Source organism: Shewanella sp. 125m-7 (genome assembly GCF_052977045.1).
On sequence record NZ_JBRILQ010000009.1, the window covers coordinates 23967 to 37298 of the forward strand.

General features: G+C 42.3%; 13 protein-coding genes. 8 read left to right on the forward strand and 5 right to left on the reverse strand.

Annotation, left to right across the window (positions count from 1 at the left end):
- The first annotated feature begins 189 nt into the window (after nt 1-189).
- Entirely contained in the window at nt 190-1134 is a 945-nt protein-coding gene (locus ACVBIL_RS06255) for a chemotaxis protein CheV (protein WP_447166122.1), read from the forward strand.
- A gap of 75 nt (nt 1135-1209) precedes the next feature.
- Here the strand turns inward: ACVBIL_RS06255 and ACVBIL_RS06260 are convergent, their stop codons facing one another.
- Together ACVBIL_RS06260 and ACVBIL_RS06265 are read right to left on the reverse strand one after the other, a co-directional pair.
- Nucleotides 1210-1854: a hypothetical protein gene (locus tag ACVBIL_RS06260; RefSeq protein ID WP_447166123.1), complete on the reverse strand. Its 645-nt coding sequence runs from the start codon at nt 1852-1854 to the stop codon at nt 1210-1212.
- A gap of 86 nt (nt 1855-1940) precedes the next feature.
- Nucleotides 1941-2303: a DUF2750 domain-containing protein gene (locus tag ACVBIL_RS06265; RefSeq protein ID WP_447166124.1), complete on the reverse strand. Its 363-nt coding sequence runs from the start codon at nt 2301-2303 to the stop codon at nt 1941-1943.
- A gap of 410 nt (nt 2304-2713) precedes the next feature.
- On the opposite strand from ACVBIL_RS06265, the gene ACVBIL_RS06270 reads away from it, so the two are divergent.
- From ACVBIL_RS06270 to ACVBIL_RS06285, 4 genes are all read left to right on the forward strand, one after another.
- Entirely contained in the window at nt 2714-3904 is a 1191-nt protein-coding gene (locus ACVBIL_RS06270) for a lytic murein transglycosylase (RefSeq protein ID WP_447166125.1), read from the forward strand.
- A gap of 109 nt (nt 3905-4013) precedes the next feature.
- Nucleotides 4014-4886, forward strand: a complete 873-nt coding sequence (locus ACVBIL_RS06275; protein WP_447166126.1) for a WYL domain-containing protein — start codon at nt 4014-4016, stop codon at nt 4884-4886.
- 120 nt (nt 4887-5006) lie between these two features.
- Nucleotides 5007-5489: an FKBP-type peptidyl-prolyl cis-trans isomerase gene (locus ACVBIL_RS06280; protein ID WP_447166127.1), complete on the forward strand. Its 483-nt coding sequence runs from the start codon at nt 5007-5009 to the stop codon at nt 5487-5489.
- Between the two features lie 84 nt (nt 5490-5573).
- Nucleotides 5574-5792 carry a DUF3389 family protein gene (locus ACVBIL_RS06285; RefSeq protein ID WP_447166128.1) on the forward strand — a complete coding sequence of 73 codons (219 nt, stop codon included), beginning with the start codon at nt 5574-5576 and terminating at the stop codon, nt 5790-5792.
- Nucleotides 5793-5839: 47 nt separating this feature from the next.
- On the opposite strand, the gene ACVBIL_RS06290 is transcribed toward ACVBIL_RS06285, so the two are convergent.
- A complete protein-coding gene (locus ACVBIL_RS06290; RefSeq protein WP_447166129.1) occupies nt 5840-6838 on the reverse strand; it encodes a glutathione S-transferase family protein in 999 nt (332 codons plus the stop codon).
- A 236-nt stretch (nt 6839-7074) separates the two neighbouring features.
- On the opposite strand from ACVBIL_RS06290, the gene ACVBIL_RS06295 reads away from it, so the two are divergent.
- The 3 genes from ACVBIL_RS06295 to ACVBIL_RS06305 all read left to right on the forward strand — a co-directional run bounded on the left by ACVBIL_RS06295 (nt 7075) and on the right by ACVBIL_RS06305 (nt 10715).
- Complete coding sequence (locus ACVBIL_RS06295; RefSeq protein WP_447166130.1) at nt 7075-7755, forward strand: alpha/beta hydrolase; 681 nt, start codon at nt 7075-7077, stop codon at nt 7753-7755.
- A gap of 372 nt (nt 7756-8127) precedes the next feature.
- Nucleotides 8128-9906 (forward strand): bifunctional UDP-sugar hydrolase/5'-nucleotidase UshA, encoded by a 1779-nt coding sequence (gene ushA, locus ACVBIL_RS06300; RefSeq protein WP_447166131.1) that lies wholly within the window; start codon nt 8128-8130, stop codon nt 9904-9906.
- A gap of 368 nt (nt 9907-10274) precedes the next feature.
- On the forward strand, nt 10275-10715 hold the full coding sequence (locus ACVBIL_RS06305) for an Hsp20 family protein (protein ID WP_447166132.1): 441 nt from the start codon (nt 10275-10277) through the stop codon (nt 10713-10715).
- Nucleotides 10716-10835: 120 nt separating this feature from the next.
- Here ACVBIL_RS06305 and ilvN read toward each other — a convergent pair whose 3' ends face one another.
- Nucleotides 10836-11330, reverse strand: a complete 495-nt coding sequence (ilvN, locus tag ACVBIL_RS06310; protein WP_447161353.1) for an acetolactate synthase small subunit — start codon at nt 11328-11330, stop codon at nt 10836-10838.
- Nucleotides 11330-13051 carry an acetolactate synthase 3 large subunit gene (locus ACVBIL_RS06315; protein WP_447166133.1) on the reverse strand — a complete coding sequence of 574 codons (1722 nt, stop codon included), beginning with the start codon at nt 13049-13051 and terminating at the stop codon, nt 11330-11332. Before ACVBIL_RS06315 ends, ilvN begins: the two co-directional genes overlap by 1 nt.
- Between the last annotated feature and the right edge of the window lie 281 nt (nt 13052-13332).

Genomic DNA, 13332 nt, shown 5'->3' on the forward strand with positions numbered 1-13332 from the left:
CGATTGGTATAACATTCTCTACGAGCCATTTTTCCTGATTTACTCCGCTTTAATACCCATGGCGATTCTGAGCTTTATATGAGTTGCTCTACAGTGATAAAAATAACCGATTTGTGGCATAGGTTAATGATTTTAGTGTGTAAAGCATTATAATCATGGTTAAGTTTTTATAAGAATAAAGGAACATCTATGACTCAATTGCTGGCAAGCGTCGATCAACGCACCAAACTGGTTGGTGAAAACCGACTGGAGTTATTGTTGTTTCGTATTAGTGTGACTCAACTTTTTGCTATTAATGTTTTTAAAGTCAAAGAGGTTGTTAAAGTTCCGTCGTTAAGTGCAATGCCTGGTAGCCACACTAGTATTATTGGTGTCGCCAATCTACGAGGAATGTCTATCCCTGTGATTGATTTGCGTAAAGCGATTGGCTTTAGACCGTCAGTTATCCGCGATGAAAGCAATCTTATTGTGACTGAATATAATCGTTCAGTGCAGGGGTTCTTGGTCGATAAAGTTGAACATATCGTGAATTTGACCTGGGGCGATATTATGCCTCCCCCTAAAACGGTGGGTCGTGATAACTACCTAACCGCAATCACTCGTATTGAATACCAAGATAAGCAAGAACTGGTTTCGATTATTGATGTTGAGAAGGTGTTAGCCGAGATTATTCACTACGACATAAGACTGTCTGATGGCGTGCTCGATGAGCGGCTTCTACCGTCAATGGTTGGCCGTAAAGTGCTCATTGCGGATGACTCGGCAACGGCGAGAAGACAAGTCCGCGAGACCCTCGAGCAACTGGGTTTAGAAGTGATTGAAGTATCTGACGGTTTAATGGCACTTAATCAACTTAAGCAATGGTGTGATGAAGGCAAAGTGATAACCGATCATATTTTGATGTTAATTACTGACGCAGAGATGCCAGAAATGGACGGCTATAAACTGACTCATGAAATACGAAGTGATAAGCGTATGTCAGATCTATACATCACACTCAATACCTCTCTAAGCGGCAGTTTTAATCATGCAATGGTGGAGAAAGTGGGTTGTAATCGGTTTATTTCCAAATTCCAACCAGACCTACTCGTTGAAGTGGTTCAGGATAGGCTGAGAGAGGCGCTAGTCGTATAGTTACCGCCATTAAACGTACCCCAATAGCGAAGCTAAATAGAGCACACAAAATTATTTACAGGCTTGCACGCTGTGTTAATTAGCGTGCTCTTCTCGTAAATCTTGTAATACCTGTTTCTTGAGCTCAGGTACGGCAGCAATATTAATTTGCGCGATGCGAATAGCATAGCCAAACCTATCTTTACCTACAATTGCGATGACATCTTCTAAAAAGCGCTTATCTAACGTGAACTGTTTGGCGTAAAATTTGATAGCCTGGCTTACAGAGCTGTAATTCACACCGTCAAAACTAAATGAAGCATCGTAGCCGTAATCGTCAATGAACATGCCGTTTAGGCTTAGGGCCCAGCCACTGTAATTGACTCTATCGCGAGCAATTTCATACATCATCCAACCACTTTTCTTAAAGCCACCAAAGACTTTATCTTCAAATTCAGACTCTTCAAGTTCTTGCTTCGTCCAGTTTACGCCAATGGCTAAGTGCTTTTCGTAAATTCGCATAAGCTCATCTTTCACTGCCATTTTGCAGTCCCAAATCGAAGTGAGTTTATGTTGTTTAGCAAGCCTTAAGCATTCACTGCAGCACGGAACAGTTAGGGAAGGGTGCGGTGTATAGGCTTCTTTTAAATAGCCCCACTTTTGATTACTTGGCTCACCACAAAACCAGCAGTTATGTCTGCGGTCAAACGGTATATCGATTAATGGGGGAGTGTCGGACACGGTCTATTTTCCTTAAAACAAAGCGCACAATGGATGAGATTGTGCGCTTTGGTATTGCAGTGGCTTTATTTAGTAAAAAAGAGTGATTAATTACTCTTTTCAATGTCCACAAGCGAAGTGGCTAGTACGATAGGGTCAATCTCTAGGCAGTCTTGATCGGCAATCCAGTCCATGCCAATTAATACGCCATCATCATTTAAGTCGCTAACCCAGAACTCTAAAAACTCTTCTAAAGTAATCGCAACCGCAGTGTAACCTTCCCATTCGTCAGTACAGTGGCTCTTTGCTTGAGCTTCTTCAGACCATAAAGGCATCACGTCAGTTGCTTCGAATTCTGACGAGTCACAGACAACCCAGCCTTCACCTGTTTCATCTTGAAGGCCCCAAACAACCTGGGATAATTTTACGTTATTGATGAAACTTTCTAATGCAGGAGTCATTTCAGTCATGATTAATCTCTTGTTTGGTTAGGTGTAACAAAGCTATATTTCAATGTGTATTAGTCTGCAACTGGCTTAGCATTTTAGCAAGTCATTTAACGTATTTATCTACAGGACGCCCCCTTTGACGCCGTTATTATCAACGGCTTTTGTTTGCATTTTAGACGTTTGCAACATGATAGTTATTTGGCTGCAATATTTTAGTGAATTTAGTCTATATTATGCAGCGAACATAGTATGATATTTTACAAGCGCTTTATTACACTTTGCATTATTTTTCTTAGGCTACATGGCGGTTAGGCTGTACTGCTTTAACTCGCACTCAGTCACGTTGATCAAATAGTTAACTAAGTTTAAGGTAAGTTTAATCAAGCTGCGCCATTTTATACGTTACAGTCATTCATTTTGGGAGTCTTCTATTGTTTAAATCAATCCCCCTGGCTACAGCGCTTTTAGTTTCGAGTTCGGCTGTATATGCTTCTACTGAACAGCCTAACTGGGCCAGTTGTGTTGCACAGCTGCAGCAAACTGCCAAAGCTCAAGGTCTATCGCAATCTACTATTGATACGACTTTGGCAAATGTTAAGTACGTGCCAAGAGTCATAGAACTTGATAATAAGCAGCCAGAATTTAGCCAATCTTTTGAAAACTACTTTACTAAACGGGTAACCGACTGGCGAGTAGAACAAGGGCGTAAGCTTTATCAAGAGCATAAAGTGCTGTTACACAAGTTGGCTGAAGAGTACGGCATACCTCCACAATATTTATTAGCGTTTTGGGGGCTGGAAACTAACTTTGGCTCATATAAAGGCAAGATGTCGGTTCTCGATTCGTTGGCAACACTGGCTTGCGACCCAAGGCGTAGTACCTATTTTACAACGGAATTAATGCAAGCATTAAAGCTCAAAGAGCGTTATAACTTTGCTGAAACAGACATGGTTGGCTCTTGGGCGGGCGCGATGGGGCATACACAATTTATGCCTTCGGCCTATGCTAAATATGCCGTTGATGGTGACGGAGACGGTAAAGCTGATCTGTGGAATAGCACTGAAGATGCGCTAACTTCAGCGGCGAATTTCTTACAAAACCTGGGTTGGAAGCGAAATGAGCGTTGGGGCCGGGAGGTGACTTTACCCGCAAACTTCTCATTTGCTCACCTTGGTAAAGCTGAGGCGCAGCCATTAGTACGTTGGGCGGACCTAGGTATTACTCAAACCAGTGGTAAAGCACTGAGTACACCAGACATGCAAGCGGCGCTTTATGTGCCATCAGGCCATACAGGTCCTGCCTTTCTAGGTTACGACAATTTTGATGTGATCATGCGCTGGAATCGCTCGACATTTTATGCGATAGCGGTCGGTCATCTAGCGGATAGAATTAATGGTGGGGTTGCCTTAAAAGTGGCGCCCCCTAAAATGCCAAACCTAAGCCGAGCACGGGTTAAAGAGTTACAAATTCAGCTCAATGCTCTTGGTTATGATGTGGGCAAGCCAGACGGTATTTTAGGGGCTAAATCGGTAAAAGGGCTACAGGCTTACCAAAAAAGCCAAGGGCTAATTGCCGATGGTTACCCAGATGAAACAAGCTTTAATGCACTGAAAGTAAAATAAGTTGTGCTTGGAATAAAGGTGTAATCAAAACGATTGCATCTTTATTGTTAACCCTTTAAGTTAGACCCCATCAATTTTATTCGGGTGCTTATTGCACGGGGTCATTTAGATGGCATTAATGGATGATTTAACGCACGCACAGCGACAACGTTTAGCCTTTATTGATTTTAGTTTACAGTACTTTGGTCAAGTATCACGCCAAGACCTTATCAAAAAGTTTGCTACAGGACTGGCGGCAGCGACTCGCGACTTTCAAAGTTATAAAACACTCTCTCCTGACAATATGCGTTTAGTACATCAGACTAAAACCTATCACCGTCTCGACTCTTTTAAACCCTTGTTTGATCATGAACCTGAAGCTATTTTGCATGGGTTAGCCAAAGGTTTTGGTGATGGCTTATCCCATCCGGTACAGCCTAGTACGGTATGTATAGATGCGCTGCAGCTTATTCATCCGCAGACTTCAATTATTGCCGCTTTGATGCGCGCAATACAAGATAAGCAAGCAGTTAAAATCGCGTATGTCTCCGTTTCATCTGGCGAAAAGACTCGCGAAATTATTCCGCATGCTTTAGTTAATAATGGTCAACGCTGGCACATTAGAGCATATGACCGGACAAATAAGGTGTTTACTGATTTTGTTGCGACAAGAATCAAGACTATTGAGCTTGGAGTGACAGAGGTTAGTGCGAATGAGTTAAGTGATGAAGACGTGTTCTGGCATAAGCAAGTCGCACTTATTCTTGTGCCGCATCCTTCTTTAGCACACCCCGAGGCGATTGAGCTAGACTATCAAATGCAAGACAAACAGCTAAAACTCAATTGTAGAGCCGCTTTAGCTGGATACTTATTGAGACAGTGGAGTGTTGATTGCTCATCTAAGCATCAAATCGATTCAGGTGTTTGTCAGTTGGCTTTGTTAAATCACGACGTGTTGAAGCAGATTGAACACTTATTGATCGTCCCCGGTTCGCAACATTAGCCAGTCAGCCATATTGCGCGGCTAACACGCCTGTATTAACAGGCATTAAGCTAGATAACACTAGAGGCCTACGGCAAGTTTTGGTAAGCTGCGGCCATTAAATTTGAGTTAAGGAATACCATGAGTATTAAAGATGATTCAGTAGTGCAGTTTAACTACACATTACGTGATGAGCAGGGCGAAGTATTAGAGACCAACGAAGGGTTAGATCCTATTGCTTATCTTCATGGCCATGACAACATGATGCATGGTGTTGAAGACGCATTAACGGGCAAGGATGTTGGAGCTAAATTTTCAGTGACTCTACCTGCAAGTCAAACTTATGGTGAGCGTAACGAAGATTCAGAGCAACGTGTTTCAGTAAAACATCTGCAGGGCGCAAGTGTTTGGAAGCCTGGTATGCGTGCGCTTATTAATACTGATCAAGGTCAACGCCAAGTTACTATCGTTAAAGTGGGTAAATTCATGGCAACGGTAGATGTTAACCACCCATTAGCGGGCCGCGAATTGACTTTTGACCTAGAGGTCATGGATGTACGTGACGCAACGAGTGAAGAAATTGCTCACGGTCACGCCCATGGTAAAGGCGGTCACCACCACTAAGCAATGCTTGCTTATTGATTAAAGCCCAACGAGTGTTGGGCTTTTTTATTTATTTTTTGCAAATTCTTAGAGATAGAACCACTGATGATTATCCACTTTGCTAACGGAAAAATTGTACTTTCTCCTTTTGAGGTCCAAGTGCGCTTGGATAACGGCTGCCAATTATACGCAATGGTTGATGATATTAAGTTTCATCAGGATGCATTAATGCTAGTGGCTGACGCAGGGGCTGTTCGCTGGAATATCAAATTAGACTCGAGCGAACAGTTAGCGCAAATAATGTTAGAGCTTGGAGTAAGTTAAGCCACTAACTGTGGGTTTATAGTGAGATAAGGCTATCAAGTCGACGATTAACGTCTGCCATGGGGGGAGGTTAAATCTAAGTCGGGGCCATTTGGTACAATCCGGGTCGGATTTATTGTGTCATGGCTGAAGTAGTAATGCTGCTTAATGTGTTCAAAATTAACGGTTTCAGCTATTCCTGGTAGCTGATAAATATCTTTTACATAACCCTGAAGGTTGGGGTAATCAATAATGCGTTTTTTATTGGTTTTAAAATGGCCAACATAAACAGCATCGAACCTAATGAGGGTGGTAAACAACCTTAAATCGGCTTCGGTGATCTTTGCTCCGGTTAAATAGCGTTTGTCTTCGAGGATCAACTCTATTTTATCTAGTGCATTAAAGAGCTCGTCATAAGCTTCGTTATAAGCCGTTTGCGTGGTAGCAAAACCAGCACGGTAAACGCCATTATTAATTGCCTGGTAAATAAATTCATTGAGCTCATCAATTTGGTCGCGCAGATGCGCAGGGTAAAAATCATCTTTATTCCCCGTTAAATGATTAAACTCGCTGTTAAACATACGTATTATTTCTGATGATTCATTACTTACAATTGTTTGAGTCTGTTTGTCCCATAATACAGGCACGGAAACGCGACCATTATAGTTGGCTTGAGCCTTTTGGTAGAGCTGGTAAAGAAAGTCAGTGTGATTAAGTGTGTCTTTGTCTGCACCATCAATATGCTGGGCAAGCTCACTTTGTTTATCTCCAGCAAATTCCCAGCCGTTACTGAGCATATGCGGTTCAACAATGCTAACACTAATAAAGTCTTCAAGACCTTTTAGCTTTCGAAAAATAAGCGTTCTATGCGCCCAAGGGCAGGCGAGTGATGCGTATAAATGATAACGGTCTTTTTCTGCCTTAAAGGAAGATTCGGCTCCTTTTAATGATGCACCATCGCGGGTTATCCAATGCCGAAAACTCGATTCTTGACGCTGAAATTTACCGTCGCTCTCTTTAGTTGAGTACCATCGATCTACCCATCGTCCGTTTTGAAGAAGACCCATCTTGAACACTGCCTTATTTTTGATTATTCACCTAACAAGCTTATGTACTAAATAGTGATAAATAAAGCCGATAAAATAGGATTAACCATTCTAAAACTGTGAACATAATTAAGGCTTTATGGTTTATGAATTTATCAGCTTGAGTTGTAAACTTGGGTCAGAGTCACTATAGGCTAACGGATTGTAGGCTGGTATTATCACTGCCTATTTAACAATTCTAATTGCAAAGGGACACTATGTCAGACTCCAAACTTGAGCGTATTACCATTGAACCCACCCGAGAAGCCCAAGCCTGTGTCATTTGGCTTCACGGCTTAGGGGATTCAGGTGCTGGATTTGCTCCTGTTGTACCTGCACTCGGCTTAGGCACCGATCATTGTATACGTTTCGTCTTCCCTCACGCGCCAGAGCAAGCGGTAACGATAAATGGTGGCTATGTAATGCGTGCTTGGTATGACATCAAGAGCATGGATTTGCATGATCGGGCTGATATGGTTGGTGTAAAACAGAGTGAACAAGCGATCATCGGTTTAATTGAAGAGCAGGTTGCATTGGGCATTGCAACAGAAAATATTGTGTTAGCTGGATTTAGCCAAGGTGGCGTAATGAGTTTATACACTGGCTTGAGGTTACCCCAGAAATTAGCCGGGATTATGGCTCTGTCTTGTTACTTACCCAGTGGTGACTCTTTGCCTGATGAGATCTCAGGTGTAAACCAAGAGACGCCAATCCTCCAGCATCACGGCATAGATGACGATGTCGTTCCTGTCACAGCAGGCGCTACTGCACATGAATTGTTGAATAAAGCAGGTTTTAACACCCAATGGAAAACCTACCCAATGGCGCATAATGTGTTGCCTGAACAGTTACGTGATATCTCTATTTGGTTACAACAAGTCCTGCCAAGCGCAAAATAAAATCTGTTTGATGTTTTTTTTGAACAGGCTTTGTCGGTGTTTTATCGATAGGCCTGTTCGCTATTAGGGATAATTAGCTAGTTAACGCTTTATGCATAATCTGATGTATTATCTGACTTTATTTTGCTATTTACTGAAAACACGTTTACCCACTTCGTTCATTGCTCTTGTTAATAACAGCCTTGTTTTTGTATGAGAACTATCCTTGTCATAATTTGTATATAAAAGAGTCGTTTAGATCGCAATGTGTAATAAATGTGACACATAATGTGCTTAAGCTTTGCTAAGATGACTGGGCGCAAAAGGAAATGATGCCTTTTGCTAGATAACGTTAAAGTTACAAATTATAAAATAATCAAGGGGTTGATTGTAATGAATAAGATTTTACTAAAAGGACTAGTCGCAACGGCTGTTGTTACAGCGTTAACGGCTTGTGGTAGTGATAACGATGATAATAAGTATATTTCACAAGCCTGTGCAGAAGCGGGTGACGCTTGTACTATTTTTACTGTAATTCACACCAATGATAATCATGGCCGTTTCTGGGCAAACAAAGATGGCGAATATGGTATGGCGGCACGTAAGACTGCTATCGATAATATTCGTGATGAAGTTGAACGCGAAGGTGGCGAGTCCATTTTACTTTCAGGCGGTGACATTAATACCGGCGTACCTGAGTCAGATATGCAAGATGCAGTACCAGACTTTATTGGTATGGGGATGCTAGGTTATGACGCAATGGCTGTTGGTAACCACGAGTTTGATAACCCGCTATCAGTATTAGATATGCAAGCTAACATTGCTAAGTTCCCTATGCTAGCTGCAAACATTTATAAAAAAGATAGCGAAGGCATGCCTACAGATGAACGTTATTTCGAACCATACCGTGTGTTTGAAATCAATGGTTTAAAAGTTGCTGTCATAGGTTTCACTACTGTTGACACTCCAAAAGTTGTTAGCCCTGACAACGTAGTAAGCTTGCACTTTACTAATCCTCAAGTAGAGATTGAAAAAGTACTTGCCGAAATTGAAGTAAACGAAACGGTTGATATGGTGTTCGCATTAACCCATATGGGTCATTACGCTAATGGTGAACACGGAACAGAAGCTCCTGGCGATGTGAAACTAGCTGAATCAGTTGCTAAGGGGAAGCTACAAGCCATCATTGGTGGCCATTCACAAAATCCAGTTTGTATGGAAGGTGATGGTTATGCAGACTTCAAACCTGGTGATGAGTGTAAACCAGATCAGAAAAATGGTACTTACATTATGCAAGCCCACGAATGGGGCAAGTATGTTGGTCGTGCTGACTTTGAATACATCAATGGCGCATTGACATTAGCTAGCTATAAGTTGATCCCAATTAACCTAAAAGAAGAAAATGAGCAAGAAGAGCTTGTTTTCATTACTGAAGAAATTGAGCAAGATCAGCTGGTAATTGATGCACTACAGCATTATCAAGATCTTGGTCAAGAGCTACTTGATGTCGATATTTCAAGCACAGATGGCAAGCTTGAAGGTGATCGCGCTGTGGTTCGTGCAGAACAAACTAACTTAGGTCAGTTATTGACGCGTGCCTATGGTGATTGGGTAACTGCTAACTTCGCTGCGACTGTAGACTTTGGTGTCATGAACTCTGGTGGTATCCGAGATTCTATCGCTGAAGGTACGATTTCATACCGTGACGTTCTGACAGTACAGCCATTTGCTAATGATGTTGCATTTGTGACGATGTCAGGCACTGAAGTACAAGATTACCTAGCGAGTGTAGCGGTAAAGACTGGTGGTGGTATGCCTCAGCTTTATCCAATGGACATGAACGTGGCTTGTGATGCACTTGAAATCAATCCAGAGGCAACTTCTGCTGACATCGTACAGATTGCATCTTTAGGTGGCCGAGATTTCAATCCTAACGACAATTACACTTTTTCATTGATTAATTTCAGTGCTAAAGGTGGCGATGATTACCCTGTCGTGACTGCTCACGCAAACTATATTGATACTCAACGTAGTGATGCATCAGTACTTCGCGAATACTTCGAGAAGAACCCAAGCATTAAGGTGGCTGAATATGCACCTGCAAATGGTGGTCACCCAAAATTCTTCCGTGGTGGCTCAGAAGTTAATAGTTGTGCTAAGACCACTGATTAATTGTTATTAGCCTGGCTGAATCGTTCAAATTTTATTATTTGAGTTTAACGAATTAGCAGGAAATGGCATTATACTTTTAAAATCCAGTATTTACTTTGTGAGTGCTGGATTTTTGTTTTTAGCAATAGTTAAAGTGAGTATTAGTCTAATAGCTATTTAGGAAAAATTTGAGTTCACGCTCTTGAAATGTTGATAGTCGATTCATATATAGTTATTAAGGTCGCTCAATGAGGGCCTAAATTGACTATCTAGACGTTGTGCCTTCGGGGCAACATATAGATTTGAAACGAGACGTATCAGTCTCAAGATGGTGCGACAAATGTCGGCCAACATACTTTTAATATATTGCTTAAGACAAGGATATACCCATGAGAAACTACGACTTAACCCCACTATACCGCAGCGCTATTGGATTCGACCGCTTAGCTCAACTTGCAGAACACGCGGCATCTAATAAAGGCAATTCCGGTTACCCTCCATACAATATCGAATTGATAAATGAACATCGTTACCGCATTACTATGGCCGTAGCGGGCTTTACGATGGACGAACTTGATATTACCAGTGAAGGCGACAAGTTATTAGTGAAGGGCATAAAGGCCGAAGAGAAAGAAACTCGTAAGTACCTTTATCAAGGCATAGCTGAGCGCGGTTTTGAGCGCACCTTCCAACTAGCAGACTATGTTACTGTGGTTGGCGCAAACTTAGAGAACGGCTTGTTGAATATTGATCTGAAGCGTGAGATCCCTGAAGCGATGAAACCTAGAAAGATTGAAATCGCGAGCACGAGATTACTCGACGCAGAGTAATCGTGCGAACTCATATAGCCTACTCAATAGGTCACATCCTATAACTGCATTTAAAAAGGGAGCCAATTGGCTCCCTTTTACTATTGGGTGATGCATTTAGTCACTAAAAATGAACACAGACTATGCTTTCATCGCCTTTTCACCGCGGGCAAGACCGACAACACCTGAGCGAGAGATCTCAACCACCTTGGTCACATCTGCAAGTGCCGCAATACAAGCATCAAGTTTTTCTGTTGTACCAATTAATTGCACAGTATAAAGACTTTGAGTGACATCAACAATTTGGCCGCGGAAAATATCGGCTAATCGTTTCACTTCTTCACGGTTGTCACCGTGCGCCTTTACCTTTATCAATGCCAGTTCACGCTCGACATGTGCTGATTCGGTAATGTTAGAGACTTTAAGTACATCAATAAGCTTATGTAACTGCTTCTCTATTTGCTCGAGTACATATTCGTCAGCATTTACAGTAACGGTCAATCTTGACAAGGTTTTGTCTTCTGTTGGCGCGACCGTTAGGGTCTCAATATTGTATCCGCGCTGTGAAAATAGTCCTACAACGCGTGAAAGGGCGCCGGATTGGTTCTCAAGTAATACACATATAATTCGACGCATTAGCTTTTCTCCGTTTTACTTAGCCACATTTCATTCATTGCGCCACCACGGATCTGCATTGGGTGAACGTGCTCGGTCTCATCGACATGAATATCCATAAAGACCAGTTTGTCTTTCATGCTGAGCGCTTTTTCAAGAGCAGCTTCTAGCTCAGCTGGATCACTAATGGTCATGCCTACATGGCCGTACGCTTCAGAGATCTTGGCAAAATCAGGCACCGAATCCATGTAAGACTGTGAGTGACGGCCTGCATAGATCATATCCTGCCACTGCTTAACCATACCCAAAAAGTGATTGTTTAGGTTAATAATAATCACCGGAATATCATATTGCAGTGCGGTGGAAAGCTCCTGAATATTCATCTGAATTGAACCGTCACCAGTGACGCAGATAACGGTTTCGTCAGGCATCGCCAGTTTCACGCCTAATGCAGCAGGTAAACCAAAGCCCATAGTGCCAAGACCACCGGAGTTTATCCAGCGACGTGGCTTGTTGAATGGGTAATAAAGAGCGGCAAACATTTGATGCTGCCCCACGTCCGATGCGACATAGGCATCACCATTTGTTAGCTTATGTACCGCTTCGATGACCTGTTGCGGTTTGATTTTTTTATCATTAGTGGTGTATTTGAGGCTGTCTCGTGCCCGCCACTTAGCAATATCGCTCCACCACTCATCATTTGCACTTGGGTCTTCAATGCCATAGTCATTGGCTTCGATTTGCTTAAGCATATCGTCTAAGATTTTTTCAGCAGAGCCTACGATAGGAATGTCGACCCGAATCGTTTTTGAGATAGAGGAGGGGTCAATATCGATGTGTAAGATTTTGGCATTTGGACAATATTTATCTACATTATTGGTTGTACGATCATCAAAACGCACGCCAATACCAAAGATAAGGTCGCTGTTATGCATGGTCATATTGGCTTCGTAGCAGCCATGCATACCAAGCATACCGACACTGTTTTTATGGGTTCCAGGAAATGCACCTAACCCCATTAATGTACTAACGACCGGGATGCCAAGCTTTTCTGATAACGCTAAAATTTGAGCGTCACAAGCAGAAATAACGGCACCACCACCGACATAAAGTACTGGTTTCTTAGCCTCAAGTAGCGCTTGTAGGCCTCGACGGATCTGGCCTTTATGTCCTGTTGTCGTTGGGTTATATGAGCGCATGCTGATATCTTCAGGATATTGATAATCATGCAAAATAGCCGGGTTCATACAGTCTTTGGGCACATCAACAACAACGGGGCCTGGTCGGCCACTTGCTGCAATATAAAATGCTTTCTTGATGATGGCAGGAATATCTCTTGGATCGGTTACCAAAAAGCTGTGTTTAACCACTGGGCGCGAGATACCAATCATGTCGCATTCTTGGAATGCATCATTACCAATGAGATTGCTCGGTACCTGGCCTGAAATGACGACTAATGGAATTGAGTCCATATAAGCTGTTGCGATACCTGTAATGGTATTCGTGGCCCCAGGGCCCGAGGTGACAAGCACAACACCGACTTCACCGGTTGCACGTGCGTAACCATCAGCCATGTGGACTGCAGCTTGCTCGTGACGGACTAGAATATGTTCGATAGTGGACTTTTCGTGCAGAGCGTCATAGATATCCAGAACAGATCCGCCTGGATAGCCAAAAATATGTTTTACACCTTCATCAATAAGAGAACGGACAACCATACTGGCGCCAGATAACTTCTCCATAATACTTCCTCTTAAGTTACCGCGACGGTATGCAGTATCTCGATACAGCGACGGTAATCGCTCTGATAGTTAAGCTCAGATGGTAATCTTTGCTCGCGAAATGCCAAACTCTTTGATAAAGATTAATTTCTATCAATTTATTGTTCAGCAAACACCCTGTTCGAGTGTATTTTCATCATATAAAACTGTTGATTTATTACAAGCGATTTAATGGAAAAACTGTTCTTAATGAAGAATTTTCAATATGACAAACAACATAATGGCTAAAAACAATGAAGAGT